The 17,742-nt window shown below is 49.6% G+C and carries 8 protein-coding genes; 7 read left to right on the plus strand and 1 reads right to left on the minus strand.

Annotated features, from left to right (window positions below; translation table 11 throughout):
- Positions 1–3 precede the first annotated feature (3 nt).
- The 7 genes from BUB18_RS08580 (at position 4) to BUB18_RS08610 (ending at position 16,754) form a co-directional block, all read left to right on the plus strand.
- A complete protein-coding gene (locus BUB18_RS08580) occupies positions 4–3,084 on the plus strand; it encodes a hypothetical protein (protein WP_073079918.1) in 3,081 nt (1,026 codons plus the stop codon).
- Positions 3,085–3,108: 24 nt separating this feature from the next.
- Entirely contained in the window at positions 3,109–6,768 is a 3,660-nt protein-coding gene (locus tag BUB18_RS08585) for a PKD domain-containing protein (RefSeq protein ID WP_073079920.1), read from the plus strand.
- Between the two features lie 12 nt (positions 6,769–6,780).
- A complete protein-coding gene (locus tag BUB18_RS08590; RefSeq protein WP_073079922.1) occupies positions 6,781–9,309 on the plus strand; it encodes a contractile injection system tape measure protein in 2,529 nt (842 codons plus the stop codon).
- A 26-nt stretch (positions 9,310–9,335) separates the two neighbouring features.
- Positions 9,336–10,661: an ATP-binding protein gene (locus BUB18_RS08595; protein WP_073079924.1), complete on the plus strand. Its 1,326-nt coding sequence runs from the start codon at positions 9,336–9,338 to the stop codon at positions 10,659–10,661.
- Between the two features lie 25 nt (positions 10,662–10,686).
- The gene (locus BUB18_RS08600) at positions 10,687–15,675 is read left to right on the plus strand and encodes an eCIS core domain-containing protein (RefSeq protein ID WP_073079925.1); all 4,989 of its coding nucleotides are present in this window, start codon (positions 10,687–10,689) and stop codon (positions 15,673–15,675) included.
- Between the two features lie 127 nt (positions 15,676–15,802).
- Positions 15,803–16,192 (plus strand): hypothetical protein, encoded by a 390-nt coding sequence (locus tag BUB18_RS08605; RefSeq protein ID WP_073079927.1) that lies wholly within the window; start codon positions 15,803–15,805, stop codon positions 16,190–16,192.
- A gap of 1 nt (position 16,193) precedes the next feature.
- Positions 16,194–16,754, plus strand: a complete 561-nt coding sequence (locus BUB18_RS08610; RefSeq protein ID WP_073079929.1) for a hypothetical protein — start codon at positions 16,194–16,196, stop codon at positions 16,752–16,754.
- A 272-nt stretch (positions 16,755–17,026) separates the two neighbouring features.
- On the opposite strand, the gene BUB18_RS08615 is transcribed toward BUB18_RS08610, so the two are convergent.
- A complete protein-coding gene (locus tag BUB18_RS08615; protein WP_073079931.1) occupies positions 17,027–17,710 on the minus strand; it encodes a basic secretory protein-like protein in 684 nt (227 codons plus the stop codon).
- Positions 17,711–17,742: the final 32 nt, after the last annotated feature.

The raw sequence follows: 17,742 nt of genomic DNA on the forward strand, positions 1-17,742 counted from the left end.
ATTATGGCAACAGGAGAAAATATTATTATCAAATCCCGGCAGCTGCCTGCAGCGGCGGACTTTCATTACCTCCGCGAGGAAGGGCTGCGCTACATCGAAAGTATGGGCAGCAGCTTGTGGACGGACTATAACGTACATGATCCGGGCATTACCATGCTGGAAGCCCTTTGCTACGCGATTACAGAACTTACCTACCGCACCGGCTTTGATGTGAAGGACCTGCTCACCAATATGGACGGCAATATGACACAGCCGTTTTTTACAGCCAGGGAAATCCTTAGCGCAGCGCCACTCACCATCACCGATTACCGCAAGCTCTTAATAGATATTGACGGCGTAGCCAATGCATGGGTGTTCCCCGTGAATAACCTGGAAAACGCGCCGGCATGGATCAGCGCCAAAGGCGCTACCGAAGTGCCTTTGTATCCGGATTGCAAAGCAGCTGCTTTGTCGTTTGAGCCTACACATCATGATCCCGTTAGCTTGCGCGGCTTGTATCATGTGCGGCTGGACCTCGACAGTACCGACGAATACGGTGACCTGAATATGGGTGACATCGATTTTACCTTGCAGCGCAAGGCCATCAGTGGCGCTAAAATCACCTGCCTGTTCCCCACTGTGGATCAGGTGGATTATATGCAGCTGGTTACGTACGGCATGCGTATGCCCGACAAGGTAGAGGTATATGTGACAGAACACAATGGGGCCGGCGTTCCGCTACGGTGGAAGGTATACCTGGAATATAAAAACACGGATAACCTCACCTTCACTTTTCAATACGAAACAGTAGTGGCCATCCGTGTGCCGGTGGAAGAAGGGGAGACCAAAGAATTCGAGGAAATAATTAAGGAAGAACTGGAAGTGCAGAGCATACAACAGCGCATCATGACGTTGTATTGCCAGAAGATGCAGCTTACCCATAACATCCTGAAACAGGTATGGGCCACGCTGCACAGCAACAGGAACCTGAGCGAAGACTGGTGGACGGTAGATACGATTTCAGCCACCCCCGTAGCATTTTGTGCTGATATTGATGTGTTGCCGGAAACGGACATTGACCTTGTTTATGCGAAGCTGGTGACAGCACTCGAACACTACTGCAATCCCCCTATCAACTTTTATAGTTTAAAAGAGATGCAGGCCATGCAACTCAGTACAGAAAAGATTTTTGAAGGGCCTGCACTTAAAAATGGATTTCTCCTCGATAAAGATATAGCACGCGCAGAAATCAGGAATAAACTCCTGGGCAGCGAAGTGATGGAAGCCATCATGAAAATTGAAGGGGTGATAGCGGTGCGCAACCTGGTAATGACTGCCTACGACGATAGAGGCAGGGCCGTACTTCCCGGTCAGCAATGGCTCCTGCAGCTACAAACGGACCATAAGCCGGTGGCAGATATGGAGCGCAGCAAAATTATTTTCTATAAAAACCAGGTGCCGTTTCATATCAACGCCCTGGAAGCTGCTGATACAGTATTGTATTTAAGAGGCTTGTCGCGCAACGCAAAGATCAGCAGCAGCGAGCTCAATTTTACCTTACCAAACGGCAGATACCTCGAACTCCAGCAGTACAGTTCCCTGCAACATGACCTGCCTGAAATTTATGGCGTAGGCCCCGCCGGCCTGCCGGATGCAGCTTCTGCGGAACATAAAGCCAGGGCTAAACAACTAAAGGCTTACCTGATGTTTTATGACCAGCTGTTAGCCGGATTCTTTGCCCAGCTGCATCATGCAAAAGACCTGATGAGCCTGGATGCCAATGTCACGACTTCTTATTTCCAGCAGTTCCTGCACGACTGGAAAGATGACCAGGAAACCGGTATCCACAATATCCACGAGATTTATGCGAACCCCGGATTATTGCAGCAGGCGCTGGAGCTGCCGGTAAAAGAGGAACCACTAACGGTAACGATGCTACGTAATCAACTCGTGGAAACGCAGCAGCAGCGATACGATCGCCGTAACCGTTTTCTGGACCACCTCATCGCGCGATTTGCGGAAACGTTTAATGATTATGTGCTCACCCGCTTTGCCTCCCGCAGCGCCGCAGGAGAGGAGGAGCTGATTGCCGACAAGATCAGGTTTATCAAAGACTACCCCAAAACCAGCCTCGGCAGAGGACAAGGCGTTGATATTACCGCAGGGGTTTGGAACACGGATAATATGTCGGGCCTGCAGCGCCGCATAGGACGCCTCTCCGGCATCAACCAGCCCGGTTATCGCAGCCTGTTCCAGTTTTCCGCACCTGTGGTGAAGGAAGACAGTAATGGCTTCTTCTCCTTTGTGATAGGTGATAATCCGGATGGTACCGGCCGGCAATACCTGAAGCCGGAAGTTTCGCTGGGCACTGAAAAAGAAGCCTGGCAGGTAGTAAATGAGATATACAGGCATATGACCATCCGGGAACTTTATACGGTAGTGCCACGGGATGGAGAATACGTGATAAAACTGACTATTCCGGAATCTGAAATCGTCGCTGTTTCCCCGGATGTATATAGCACCGAAGCGGAAGCAAAAGCTTTGCTGGAACTGATGTTAAAAAAGTTTCAGCTGCCGCCGGACAGCGAAACGCTGCATGTGATAGAGCATTTCATGCTGCGGCCACGCTTTACCCCGGCCGCTGTGGAAGGTATTCCCGGCGCCGATTTATACAGCCTGATGGAAGTATGCCTGCCAGACGACTGTACCTTTTGCGGGGAAGAAGATCCTTATTCCTTCCGCATATCGGTGGTGCTGCCATACTGGCCGGAGCGTTTCCGGGAAGCAGGCTACCGCACGTACTTTGAGCGGATGGTGCGCATGGAATGCCCGGCGCATATACATGCTAAAATTTGCTGGGTAAATTATGCCACCATGCACCGGCTGGAATCAGCACACCAGCAATGGCTGGCCGCGTTGAAAGACTATCACGCTTTCATCACCCCGGATACGAAAGTGCAATCCAGGTTAATGTTTGCCAGCAACCAGCTGGTGGCGGTGATGAAGGACCTGAGCAGCGTATATCCGGAGGCCACCCTGCACAATTGCGCCGAAGGCACTGCTAACCCGGTGCTGTTAGGCCAAACCAGTCTCGGTTCATTCTAATTCAATTTTCAAAATTTTCATCCCATGTCATTCATAAATTTTTCATCTGACCCCGAAACAGTTTACCCCGTATTTGAACCCGATCAGGTACTGACGAACAAACATCTTAATGCCGCTATTGCGCACCTGCAACAACAGGAAAGCCTTACCCGTACGCTGATGCTGGGCACCGGCATCATTTCAGGATTGCAAGCCAGGTACGACAGTGCCGCTAAAAGAATCATTATCACCCCGGGTGTAGGTATTACCGGCAACGGCTATCTTATTAACTTCAAAGGTGGTGTATACAGCGCCAGCAGAACGTATACCCTACCAGCACTGCCTGAAACCATTGAAGAAGCGGTTAAAACTTTTTATGTGGCCCTGACGCCGGATGAACTGGTGCCGCTGGAAAACATGGTGGAGGACGATATCCCATTCACCACCACAACAGAAAATGCCCTTAAAGACAAAGTGGTGATGCTGCTGGCGGAGCCCCGGATGGACAGGTTGAAAAACTGTACAACGGATGACTGTGCGGACAAAGGCCAGGAAGTGAACATCACCTATCGTCCTTTACTGGTGGATGCAACGAAACTCACCGCACTGCATACGCTAACGCCTTCCCAATATCCGGCCCTGTTCCCGGCCATTCCGCTCCGCAGATGGAATGTGCCGGCAGACAGTATCCAGCACCCTTCCGCGCTGGTGGCCTCTTATGAAAGAGTGCTGAATGCCCAGCTGACGGCGGATATGAACCAGGCTTTTTCATTCGTGTATAATAACTTCCACCACCTGTTTACAGTGGCCAATGATAAGGATATTGCCACCGTAGGTACGAAGCTGGCTGCGCAAATGGCCATCATACGCAATGAGAAGCCTTACTATATGCAATGCGTATATGCTTTTGCGAAAGACCTGATTAAAGCATATGAAGAGTTCTGTGCCGTGGCGGTGGACCTGTTTCCTGCGCCGGTGGCCAATAAGCCGGCGTTTCCCCTGCACCTCTGCCTGGGTACCACAGTGCGGGAGAGCGATAATACCAATAGCTATCGCCATCAATTTGATGAACCGCCTTTGGTACGCACGGGTAATCATCGCTTCGAAGAGGCGTGTGTGTTATACAAGCGGATTGTGTTGATGATAAATACCTTCCAGCTACCGGAAACAGCGAAGACCATTGTGGTAACACCTAGTCGCACCAGTGCTGCGCCGTTGGGTGCCCAGGCCATTCCGTATTACTATAACAGCCAGCTGCTGACTAACTGCTGGGACTATACGAAGTTAAAATCAGGGATGACTAAATCCATACGTGCATATAATACATCGGCTGCACTGCCGAACGCACTGGCGTGGGAGTTCGAGGACCCGCAGGTGGATTTCTTCCGCATTGAAGGCCATTTAGGCCAGAATGTGCTGGAGGCCATGAAAAAAATCAATGCGCTCAAAATCCGCAACCAGCTTTCGTTTGATGCCGTAGCGATTAACCTGTATGCCACCAGTACCACGCCTGCCAGGGCGGGACTGCTGGCGAATTTTGCAGACCTGGAAAATCAGTACCAGTTAGTGGTAACTGAATTATTGAATCGGGTAGCGCCATTGGTGAAAGGTTTACAGCAGGTTTCCATAGAGGCTGAAAATGTTAAAAGGATATTGGGCTCATATAATGAAGGCTCACCGAATGGCTACATACTCACGCCGTACGTAGAAGTACCCGGTACTAATATTGGTGCGGAGTTTATGAAGCTGATAGATATGATGCCGTACTATCAGCGGGGTGCTTACCTGCAGTACTTTTTCGGAACCAAATTTTCTGATACCACCCTTGGTGGCTATTACCTGCGCTGGGTGGACCTTCCGGCAAACAGCACGGCCATGGTATCCACACCGCCGGTGTATAATTTCAGCGATGCGGAAGCCATCTGGCGGTATAACCACGCTGCGCAGGCCTGCTACCTGATGGACAGGCTGGAAGAGTTACTCCGCATGATTGTGCCTTATAACCTGGATAAACTTGACCTGGCGCGTTTTAACCAGAACGTTAAGAAATTTACCGATGCCCTGAGTAGCTATGCGGCCTTCTATAATGCCTGGCAGCATGCATTGGATGTAATTAGGGATGGGGGAGAAACGCCTGGTACCTATTTGGTGGAAGAACAGGAATACTGGAATCGCGTTGCCAGTCTTACTATACCTATGGTGGCTGCCTGTAAGTCGCTCGAACAGCTGGCCCTCGATGAGCGCATGGGTACGCTGAAGCGTGAATATGAAAAACGTTGTGCCTTTGTATTAAACCAGCTCATTTTTACCAATTTTACAAGAGAGTTTCCGGGCATGCGCCACCAAAGCGGTGTGGCAGCCGGTGGCACACTGGTACTCGTTTATTTTGACCGTTCCGATGTGGTGGGCACACCGGATTACCCGACAGATTCCGTGAATCAACGGATTGTGCAGGGCACTGTGTGCGCGGATTTCTATCTGCCTAATAAGATTGTTACCTCCTACGCACCACTGGCAAAAATATACGAAACTACACCTGAAACGGAGGTAGAGCCACGCATCAGCCTGAATGCGCATGTGTATTGTAAGGGGCAGTCGTCCGAAAACCAGATTACCATCTGGCCGGAAACAGGGGGGCAGGTAGATGGACCGGGCATCACTTCAAAAATGGATGGCACGGTTAAAAAATGGTATTTCAACCCAGCTGAAGTGGCGCCGGGCGACTATAACCTCACTTATACCGTGGGTAACAGGATCGCTTATTTCGCAATCAATGTGAAAGCGCCGGTGGGTGCTGACTTTACGGTAATAAGTAAAACAACTAATGCAACCAGAAATGGGGTGGATGTAGTATTTCAGGCAGCAGATGTAAGAGGCACTCATACCTGGATCTTTGGGGATGGTACCTCTGCCACCGGACCGTCTGTTAGCCACTTATATACCATGGCTGCCGGGGCTACAAGGGAGTATATTGTGCAACATATCGTGAATGATACCAGCATTTGTGTGGCTCCTGCTGTTACACAATCGATTACCGTAAAGCGGGATGATCTGCCGCTCACGCTTTCTGTGGAAGAATTTAACCCATGCACCAATTTAAACCAGGTGAGAATTTATAACAGTCCAACTGGCGGTACGGTAAGTTGTCCGGCCACCGGCGCTATTTCCAATGTAGGCAGTGTATACTACTTCAATCCTTCCGCGGCGGGCAATGGTAAGCATACAATTACGTATTCCTTGAATGGTCGCAGTATTACCTGTGATGTAACGGTAAAACAGGCGTTGTCAGCGGCCTTTGATTATGAGGTAATACTGATAGCATCCTCCCCCGCAGGCTCCGGATATGGTAGCGGTACAGCAACTTCCTTTGTGCCAAACGGGCCGATTGTAAACGGGCCGTATGTTCCGGTAGAATATGAATACCGAACCTATGAAGTTAAATGTTCTTCCGCAGTACCAGGTGCGCACGAATGGTTTTTAAGTACAGGGGAAGCAGCAGTGGGCAGTTCTGCTACCTTGCGCTTTGGTGGAAAATTCCCGGTTTTTTCGCTCGGTGATGAATCACTGGTAGGCAGCATTGTGGCCGATCCTCTCTATTACGAATTTCCAGTGGACCTTACCCACAGAATTACCGCAGATAATCAGTGTAAGACCACCAAGTCGGTATTCCTCATGAGTATCCCCGGAGGCGAGTTGACTATGTAAAAATGAATGTCCATGTTGTATAACCCCAATCATATGATTTGTCAGCAGTCGCTACATCTCCGTTTCTTCGGAGATGTAGCGACTGTTCAGCAGTTTTCCCATGAGTTGAGTAGCTGGACTGCTACGGTGCTGATGCCTGCGTTGGAATCACTGTTGGAAAGTTTTCCCATGAAAGGCCGCTTGCGCATTCCAAAGTTTGAACTGGATGCCGGCAGCATTTACGGAGAGGATTGGCAGCAGCAGCTAACACAGCGGATTTGTCAGCAGTTAAAGGCTGAATTAACAGCCTGTGTAACCCCTGAAATGTTAGCGGAACAGTCAGAAAACCAGCAGGGTAGTAGCATTCGGGATTGGGCTCGGCAAATAGCCGGGCAAAAGGAGGCCGGTACTGTTGTTTTTTCGGGAGATGCCAGTGCCGCTAGTGAGCAACTGCCAGGAAGTGCTGTAGATGCCACCATGGCCAATGCTTCCCGCCAGGCTACACCCGGACGCGTACCTGCAGCAGTGCCAGCAGGAAATGATTTACCGTATAACATAAACGACTATACGTTGAATAATCCTGTTATGGATAATGATGGGATGGTTACTGGTGGAAAAGCACCCGGTTATAACATCACGGATGGCAGGAAACAGCATTTTACAAATTATTCAGCGGATGATCAGATGACCAGTGCAGATGGAGATTTTATCGCAACGGGAACCGGCTATCAGCAGCGTTTTGCTACCTATGCACCGGAAGTTGCCAGAGAGGGCTCCGTTATTGCTGCCAGCCAGGAACTCATCCTGCATTACCTGCGCCATGGTAGTGTACCCTGGCATGCCACCGGCTTGCCTGGTTCCCTTTTACGATCGTGGCTGCACGAATATGTAAACGCGGGTGGTATGTTTACCGATGCCGGCAGGGCTTTGTTTACACAATATCCGGTGGCCTTACAACGGTTGCTGCTGCAATGCGCACCTGATGTTGTGCTGTCTTCCTATATTAAATTTTTTACGCCTGCTGTTGATTATTACTATTGCTTCAACCGGGTATTGCAACCCGTGCTGGAAGCTGAGCAGGGTAGCAGACTTGCACTGGCCATCGTTTACGAAATGCTGCTTACCGGAGATTCCATAAAACCGCTTTGGAAGCAGTGGTTATCCCGCCAGCGGGATGCCAGCCTGCTCCAGCCCATTCAGGATATCATACCGGTACTGCGTACAGCCGGTAGCGTGAGTGATGAACAGCTGGAGCATTGGACCATGCAAATACATCAACTAGCGACTACACGGGTATCAACTGCAATTACACGTAGTGTGTCAGGTCCCGCAAATGCCGCTACAGGATTCCAATGGGTAATCCAGTCTGAGCACGCAGGTAGTGTTAATGCTGCGTCAGGGTTATCCGGTAATACCGATGGTGCTGCCTCTGGAGAAGCCTCGCTATCGCCGTTTTCTACAAACGAAAGTAATACCGCCTCATCAAATTATGCCAGCCCTGCTGCCAAACCGGTGGATAGTTTCTCCGTATTACAAACTACCGGTATAGGCTATACGGAAATAGGGGCAGATAATTCACCGGCGAAACCAACAAAAGATATTATCGCGGCAGAAGGCCCTGCTAATAATATATTGAAGGACGTAATTAGCTCTGCCGAAGCCCCTGCTGGTAATTTACAGATCGACGAAATAAATCCATCCATCAAATCTGGTCTTGAACATCCGGCAGGCGATTCAAAGATCAACGAAATAACTCCATCCATCAAATCTGGTGTTGAACATCCGGCTGATAATTTACGGATCATTGAAATAAATCCATTTATCAAAGCTGGTGTGGGAATTCCGGAAGGTGATTTACACACCCATGAAATAAATCCATCCTCAAAGGCTGCTGTTGATCCGGAAAGTAATAGATCTATCCGCCCTTCAGCTACCGGTACTGTAAGGACCGTAGCAGGTATGCCAGCTGATGGCACCACGTTGCAAACAGGTGCTGAGCGTACAACAAGTAATAAACCATTGCTTACACTCGGCCTCCTTCCGGATGAACCGGTGGCCGATGCCGCTTTATACATTAGCACAGCGGGCCTCGTAATTGTACACGCGGTGATTGTGCCTTGGCTGACCGAACTGGGACTGTTGATCAATGAAGAATGGCGGGACGCCGCAGCGCAGGACCGGGCGGTAATGCTGCTATATTATTTGTGTACCGGCAAATGCGAAGCGGCCGACTATGAGCTGGCCCTTTGTAAACTGCTCACTGGGTTCCCGCTCAACGAGCCGGCAACAGGCAGTATTACCCCCACACCGCAGGAAACAGAGGAATGTATGCAGGTGCTCCAACAGGTAATAGACCAATGGCCCGTTATGAAAAACTCCTCCGTGGAAAGTTTGAGGGAAACCTTTTTGTACCGCGACGGTAAGCTGCAGGTTAAGGGCGGAAAATGGCTGCTGCAGGTAGCTTCCAGCCCTTTCGATATGCTGCTGCAACACATCCCCTGGGGATTTTCCGTGGTACGTAATTCAAAAATGAACGCATTATTATTTGTGGAATGGGCCTGAGGCTTGTCCGTCAAATTCGATTATATATGGAACAGGTAATGACCGCTAACAATAGTAGATCCACTCTGGTGTACTATTTTAATTACTTCGAAAAATACGTGAGCGCCGCCTTCGCCCGTCACTTTCATGGGGAAGACTACGCTGTAAATATTCCCGCCTGGAAACATGCCGCCTTTGGCGACCGGCAGTTATCACAAGCCGAAACAATTGTATTACTCTGCGCCCTGGCGCCGCATTTGCAGGCTGGCTGCTTTGATCGGCTTATACAGCAATACCTGCCGGAAGGTGGGGAGTTCGCTTCCTTCGGTGGTGTAAAAGGCTCCAATACGCGTTATATGCTGCCTACCGGCGACACCGCTCTCTTCCTGCTGGCAGGTGAAGATGCTGCTGCCAGAGAACCTTATTTTTCCCTGTTCAGCACCAGTCACTGGTTCTGGAAGGAAGGAGTGCTGTGGCTGGAAACCGTGAAGGAAGGAGAACCCCGTAGTAGCGGCCGGCTTATCCTGTCCGCCGAAATTGTAGAACTGCTGCTTGAAGGCAGGCAACATGCCCCGGCCTTTGGACCGGAGTTCCCCGCAAAGCAACTGGAAACTGCCCAGCACTGGGACGATCTGGTGCTCAATGCAAATACCCTGGATCAAATCAATGATGTACGCGCCTGGTTGCACTATCACGAGCGAGCCCTCAAAGATCCCGTGCTGGGTCGCAAGGCCAAGCCTGGCTATCGCGCCCTTTTTTACGGTGGCAGCGGCACCGGTAAAACGCTGGCCGCCACCCTGCTCGGCAAAGAGCTGCAACGTGACGTATACCGCATCGATCTGAGTCAGGTTGTAAGTAAATACATCGGTGAAACAGAGAAAAACCTGGAAAAGATTTTTACTAAAGCTGCCCATCGTAACTGGATGCTGTTTTTTGATGAGGCGGACTCCCTCTTCGGTAAACGTAGCAGTGTACAAAGTGCTAACGATAAATATGCCAACCAGGAAGTGAGCTACCTGTTGCAAAGAGTGGAGGATTTTCCCGGACTGGTGATCCTTGCAACCAATTATAAATCCAATATAGATGCGGCGTTCCTGCGCAGGTTCAATGCAATTATAGAATTTCCGCTACCGGAGCCCGGTGAGCGCGAAATGTTGTGGCAAAAGGCAATGCCGGCAGATATTCGTGTAGACGAAACCGTGAACCTGGCCCAGCTGGCCGCCAGGTACCCCGTATCCGGCGCCACCATCAACCAGGTAGTATACTATGCTGTTTTGCAATATTACCACCGGCACCTGCCCGCCATTTCACAGGAATTACTGATAGCGGGCGTCCAGCGCGAACTCCGCAAAGAAGATAAATTATTACGTTAATCCCCGTTGACCCCAAAAAGATTCTATGAGTACGCAACATACTGGCAGGGATACCATTACATCTCCCCAAAAAAATAAACCTAACAGCAATTTTTTTGCAGGAGGCGGAAAAGGTTTTTTCCCAACTGTTCAGGCAAAGCTAAAAGTGAGTCAGCCTGGCGATGCCGCCGAAAAGGAAGCCGATGCCATGGCGGATAAGGTGATGCGTAAAGCCTCCACTGGTCCTGTAACGCAGCGTGTACGCGATACCGTTACCCCTGTACAGTGCAAATGCAGCCACTGCGAAGAAGAGGAAAAAAAGCTACAGCGCAAGGAAAACGAGGAAGAAACAGTCGAACTCCAACGCAAGTGCAGCCACTGCGAAGAAGAGGAGGAAAAGATACAGCGCAAAGAAAATGAGGAAGAAACAATAGATATCCAACGCAAGTGCAGTGCATGTGAAGCTGAAGAGCAGCAATTGCAGCGAAAAGAGGATGGCACGGATACTGCCAGCCAGCAGCGTGATGTAGCCGCAGGCATTAGCCAATACAAGGGTGCCGGCAGTCCCATTCCGGCGGAAGTGAATACCTACATGCAGCAGCAATTTAATACTGATTTCAGCAACGTACGTATTCACGATGGCAGCTATGCTGCGGAAATGACCACAGCGGTGAACGCACAGGCATTCACCACCGGTAGCGATATTTATTTTAACCAGGGTAAATATGCACCGCATGATCCCGCAGGACAGCATCTGCTGGCTCATGAGCTCACCCACGTGGTGCAACAGGGGGCAGGCGCTCCACTGCAGGTGCAGCGGAAGGAGCAGGAAGAAATGCTGCAGGATGCGGAAACAGCAGCTTTAACATCTCCCGGAAAAATTAAAGCGCCTACTGTGGAATTTGTGGACGACCCGGTAATGCCAGACCTGACGGATGCCATCGCCGTGCATGTGCCGGTAGATGCAGGCATGATCGGCAACAACAGCGACCTGCTTAAGGAACACCTGCTGAAACAGGCACTGATGGAGATATTCCCAATTTCTGAAGATCAGGTGAAAACCATGATTGCTTCCGGCTGGGACTGGACATGGTGGCGCGTAGTAACGAAACAGGAGGTAATGCAGGGGTTCAAAGTGGTAGCAATCCCGCGGTCAGCGTATCAGCAAATAATGGGGCTGGTTAAGCCCATGACCACCACGCGTCAACAGCAGGAAGAAGAGCGGCAGGAGCAGCTGACAGGCAGTCTGGAAGCCATGAACAGGGAAACGGAAATATTCCGCCTCAGAAAGGCTTTAAGGGAAAAGCAGAAAGATAGAGATGCCTTAAGTTTTGGAGCTGCTGCTAACCCTTACGCACCAACGCCTTTATACACTGAAGTTAGTTTAGCAGTCATGGCACTGCAGGAACAACTAAATGCAGCCTACCTGGCATTTGGATTAACGAAAGAAACGGTCGACCGTCAGCAGGACGAGTTTATAAAAAGTTTCCGCTATAGTGCTGTACAACTGGCTTTTAGCTGGCTGGCGCAGAATGAAATTAACGCCAATGTAGAAACGCAGCAGTACAATCAGCCGGCGAACCTCGACGCATTTAAATTGCATGTGGCTGCGCTGCAAAAAGGATTTGCGGAGTCAGACCTGCTGCTGGCCAAGGGTCTGACCTTGCGCCATGGCGGCAAACCGGAAAGCGTTAGTAGCCTGCAGCAGTATACTGCTTCACAGGCGGATGTGTATGACACGCCAAACAACGGCGAACGCACCGATACCAGCCGCGTTGATAAAGAAGTGGCGGCCGAAAGAATAGCCAGCAGGCTACAGCGTCCGGAAGATAACGCTTACCTGGCCGCTTATCACGACAGGGAAAAGGCGCTGGATCAACAACTGATGGAGGTAGCGCGGAAGTTTCCTATCATCACTTATCCGGAACTCAATATCCGCAATAATGCAGCAGTGCTGGCAACCATGCCCAATGACGCCTTGAAGAATGAGTTACAGGGCTATATCGGTAAAGCAGGTGAAGGTGGCGTATTAGATAGTATCCGGAATACCTGGAAGGAGCTTCGGGCTAATCCTGAGAAAGTATGGGAGCTGCCACCGGTAATTGAGGCCACTAGAAATAACCTGGGCATCGCTAAAGATTCCGGTGCCGCGCTGGCGTTGGAGGAGCACCTGGAAAAGCATAAGAGCACGGAATTCTGGGAGTCCATGGGCATGGCGGCGTTGTCGGTAGGTGTGGGATTACTGGCGCTTGCCAGTGGTCCTGTGGGATGGGCCGCGCTGGCCGGCAGTATTACCCTCGGCGGTTATGATGCCTATAAAACGTATACGGATACACGATTTAAGCGGGATGCACATAATACATCCATGGACCCCGCCACTGCATTGGGTACGGAAAACCCATCCTACTTCTGGTTTGTGGTGTCACTGGCGGGCCTGGGGCTGGATATCCATTCCGCTGTAACAACGGTGAAGAAACTGAAAGAGGGTGCGATGGTAGCAGAAAAGATTGCAGCGGAGCTAAGCACGCAGGCAGCAGGGCAGGACGCTAAACAACTGGAACAGGTAATCGCTAAATTAACGGATGGTACATACGATAAAAACCTTGCTTTGCTGCTGCCGCTCGGGCAGGACCCTGTTGCCATGACATTCATGGTGACGGCGATGAAGGATGAAAAACTGTCCCAGGCCTTTATGCGGCTGGCGGAGGTGGGTGGTACAGCGTTGTCGGTACAGGCAGTGCATTTTTACATGGCACAGGGTAAACACCTGCTCAATGAAATGCCTGAAGTAGTACGGTTAATGGAGCAGACTAACCTTTACGCACATACGGAGTTGGCGCAGGCTGTGTTTATGGAAAGAGGCGTGCAGCAGGTGCTCCTGGAAACCCAGGATGGGGCTGGTTTGTTGCATGAATTCAGTAATTGGCAAAGACTCACCGGCGCGGGCAAAGCCCCGACTTTCACCGCTCATTTAGCGGAAGCAGGATTTGGCGTCCATGTGAAAAAAGGTAAAACCATTACAGAGGTACTGGGTAAGGAAATCCTGAAAGAAGCGCCGGAAAAAGTCAACCGCCAGCTGTTGAGTATGGCGGAGCCAAGGCTGGTGGCAGCGCTGGATGGAGGTGTATTGAGTCCGGCTATGAAAGCAGCCATCAACGAGCTGTTACAACAAAATCTGCTGGGTCTCGTTACCGACCTGGAAAGAGCGCAGCAGCGGATTTGTTATCAAATGGGCAGGCTGGCTGCCGAGGTGCAAACACCTGCTGAATTTGCAGCCATCATGAAGCTGCTGGGTACCCGGGAAAGCTTACAGGGATTCAGAGCGGGTTTAGATAGTTTCATGACGGTACATCCATATATGGAGCTGCTGTTCCGGATACATACCAGTAAAACTTCAATACCTGCGGAGGTTTGGGACGATCTGCTGGCAATAGGCACGATGACGGACGAAGGCACTATACTGCGGCTCATCAATGATCATGCATTCCGGAAGGTGCTGATTGAGCATCCGGTAGCCATGCGGGCGATGAAGAAATGCGCATCTCCGTGTTTCCCACCGGAAGCAGATGCGGAGCAGGTATTGCGGATAGCAGCAGCATTGGAAGGTAAATCGCCGGAAGAGCTCGGTAAGGCTGCGGAATATATCTATAAAAACAGGGGAACCCACCAGCAGCTGGACAATGCCATCGGGCAATTAGAAGGCAATTTTGAAGAGGTAATAAAGGGAGTGAAAGCGCCACTGGAAAGTATTCCGGCTGAATATATGCAGGAGGCAACCCGGATAGCCACCATTACCAAAAAAGGCGTACCACAATCCCAGATTATTCAAATTTTAGAGCGTACCAAAACAACGAAAGTAAAAGACTTTAAAGGTAACCCGCTGACGCCGGGTACGGTGTTGGGCCACTTGTATTTCATTACCAATATTGAAAAAGAGCAGCCCATGAAAAACCTGGGCAAAATACTGGAAGGCTTGACGAGTGCAGACGAGGAAGTTTTTGCTGTTTCCTGGCAAATGGCAGATGAAATGTTTCGTCTGGTGAAAGCGAGGGCGGGGGATGAGCATATTGTGCGGTACTTTGGGCTGGAACGTGCTGAATTCCTGCTGGATATTTTTAGCATGAAAGAGTTGACTGAATTGTCCAACCGCTTTAAAGACCAGGATTTTTTAAGGTCGATGTATGAAATATTCAAACGCTCAAATATTGATGCCAGAGAGTTCAGGACTTTGATAAATATGGCGGCTGAAGGAGATGAGTCGATCTATCGGTTAGAACGTATTCTCTTCCAGGTACAAAAAAACGGAGATCTTACCTATGCCGAAGCGGAAGCCGCTGTGAAATATGCCAATGAGTATGCCACCATTCTCAATAAGTTGATTGGCACCGGTGAAGAATATCCGGAGCTGGTGAGGAAAATTTGGGGACCAACGGCTCACATTGACCCTCAAACGAAGCAGATAATTGTGAACCCGGCATTTACCAAAGGCACTGAAAAGGCGGGCAGCAAGGCCACGGAACAGGTAGTAGGCAAGAACTACGTGCAGGCCGATGATATGGCTGCCAAATACCTGGTGAATGAGAAGGGCGACATAGATAACGTTAAATGGGCGATGATAAGTAAAGCGGTCAATGATGCCCAGGGTGTGCCGCAGATTATTAAGAACGGTATTATAGGCGCCCTCTGGAACAGGATTAACATTGCCAAATTGAAAAAGCTGTATCCTTCGGCTGAAATTTATACCGAAGTAACGTTCACAACCTTAGAGGGGCTCACCGCCAAGGCGGATGCCCTGGTATTGAACGGTGATACCCTGATCATCATTGAATTTAAATCCATGGACGCAGATAGGATGCGCGATCAGATTGTAATTTACGATATGATGGATAAGCAACTCTTTGATCAGCTGACCTTAACAAAGACCAGTAAACTAACGGAGCTGTATAAACAGAAGGAAATCAAAAAAGTATTCCTGGAAATAAGGGATTCCAGTATGCTGCCGGGCTTTAACCCGCATACTGCCCCAAAGCAATAGGCAGGTAGTAAAATATAGCCGTAATAGTTATATTTGTAATATGAAAAATACTTGCCGCTTTAGGAGTAATGCCGATAGAGTTTGACCCGTATTAACCTTGATAACCAGTATAATAAACCCCTGAAATATGACAGAGAAACCCCTGAAAATCGTCTTGTATATCATCCTGGGCGTATGCGTCCTATCATTTGTGATGACCATCTTTGGCAATTCCGCCCTGAGAGGCGCCCGGGAAGATATCAAAGCTGCCAAAAGAAGCGCTGATTCCGCTATTACAGAACTGAAAAAATCCCAGGACCGTGTCGATTCCATTAATGCAGATATGGACGTTCTCAAGCAATATGCCTCCAATATCCGGAAGTTTGTAGAGCTGAGTGACCAGCAGAAGGTGCTGGAAGAAACCAGGTCCGCAGCAGAAAAGAAAAGGCTCAAGGATCATATCGATTCCCTGCGCAATGAGATTAAAAAAGATAGTCTCCCCGTAATTGAAGTATCAGTGTTTAAACCCCGTAAGTAAAATGAAAACTGCCAGACTTTACCGGGTAGTACTTTTGGTGCTGCTCACTATGCCGTTGCTCACACATGCCCAGCAGGTGCAAACTGCCACCGATTCCCTGAGCTTGCGAGCCTACCTGCTTTCCCGAGGGGATACCCTGACCCTGGGATATGATTCCGCTTACCTGCTCAATAAGCGGATATTTAAATTGTATGCCGACAATTATCAAAAGGTGCTGAAAGGCAACCTGGCCTCACAAAGGATTATTGAAGCATACGACAGCCTGGTCGTGTTACAGGATTCTATGCTGAAGCGCAAGGATTTTTATTACACACAGCTAAAAGGCAGCTTCGACGGTTTACAGGGAGCTACTGACGTCTTTATCAAAAGAACAGATGCCAATCTGGTAGGGCTGAACCAGTCCCTTGCTGCCGCAAATACGCACTTGCAAAATGTGCAGACTTCCCTGGATGCATCATTGGAGAAACTCAAAACACAGAATAAGCAGAAAGTGAAACTGGCGATAGGAGGGTTTGCGATTGGGATTGCGCTCACCTCGCTGATATTTTTGGTGGCGAATTAAGTTTGTCCTTTTTTCTCGCAAAGCAGCATAAGCAGCTAAGACCTGTAGTTTGTGTTAATAAGTTTGTTTGATTCAGGAGAGACCGAAGGTCTCTCCTGAATCGTTTAGTGTCCACCGAAGATGGACACTAAACGATTTTTACAACAGAACACAATCCTTAGCTGCTTAGCTGCTTATGCTGCTTTGCGAGCAAAAAAGATCGCTCTTCTGGCGCCGGAGGCGCCTCAAACAAATAAGTTTTTGCGAGCAAAAAAAATCCACCTGATGCATCCTTACAGCTGTGGCGCCTTCGTATACGCCGTCCACAATTCATCCAGCGTGCTGCCGGTTTCCCGTTGCCAGATGCTATCCTGGTAGGTATGGTCATACAGACTTTTATTCAGCTTCACTACGATACCTGCTTTTTTATGTGCTTCCAGCCACACCAGGAAGCGGGCGGTGATGCGGTAGCTGTTGGTGTAATGCTGTCCTGCTTTATAGTCAGGCAGTGCCCACCTGGCGCCTGCATTATCAATCCCAAAGCGGTAGCGGGCATAGTCGGCAATACCTTCTGTAAGCCAGCCCGGGCCAACACTCTGTTTGTAATCCTGCACGATGTGCATTACTTCATGTGTCACTACATCCAGGTCAGTAGGCGTTTTCAGCATCCATTTAGGACTATAGGTAACCACGCCGTTATCGGTGGCGGCTACGCCATCATATGCAGGATCAATCATAAAGGTTACTTTCTTCAGCGTAGCTTTATTATAGGTTTTTGCCAGTTTAGGATATACCTGGAAGAACGCGCTGATCATACGCTCTCTGATGGCTGTTCCGGCAGTCGCAAAGGCGTCGTCTTTGTTTACAAATATCAGCGTGTAGCCATTGCGTTTGATGGTATCCCGGCTGATTTCATCAGCGGCCACGGCGCGTTGTATCGCCAGGCAGCAGCAGGCTGCCAATAGTATTTTTTTCATGTTACAGGATTGGGATTTTGGTATCTCGAAAA

The organism is Chitinophaga jiangningensis (genome assembly GCF_900142605.1).
Classification (GTDB): Bacteria; Bacteroidota; Bacteroidia; order Chitinophagales; family Chitinophagaceae; genus Chitinophaga; species Chitinophaga jiangningensis.

Bases quoted from the DNA above. Each gene is read 5' to 3' on its own strand.
- BUB18_RS08580 (WP_073079918.1), top strand. From the start codon at position 4: ATGGCAACAGGAGAAAATATTATTATCAAATCCCGGCAGCTGCCTGCA.
- BUB18_RS08585 (WP_073079920.1), top strand. From the start codon at position 3,109: ATGTCATTCATAAATTTTTCATCTGACCCCGAAACAGTTTACCCCGTA.
- BUB18_RS08590 (WP_073079922.1), top strand. From the start codon at position 6,781: ATGTTGTATAACCCCAATCATATGATTTGTCAGCAGTCGCTACATCTC.
- BUB18_RS08595 (WP_073079924.1), top strand. From the start codon at position 9,336: ATGGAACAGGTAATGACCGCTAACAATAGTAGATCCACTCTGGTGTAC.
- BUB18_RS08600 (WP_073079925.1), top strand. From the start codon at position 10,687: ATGAGTACGCAACATACTGGCAGGGATACCATTACATCTCCCCAAAAA.
- BUB18_RS08605 (WP_073079927.1), top strand. From the start codon at position 15,803: ATGACAGAGAAACCCCTGAAAATCGTCTTGTATATCATCCTGGGCGTA.
- BUB18_RS08610 (WP_073079929.1), top strand. From the start codon at position 16,194: ATGAAAACTGCCAGACTTTACCGGGTAGTACTTTTGGTGCTGCTCACT.
- BUB18_RS08615 (WP_073079931.1), bottom strand. From the start codon at position 17,710: ATGAAAAAAATACTATTGGCAGCCTGCTGCTGCCTGGCGATACAACGC.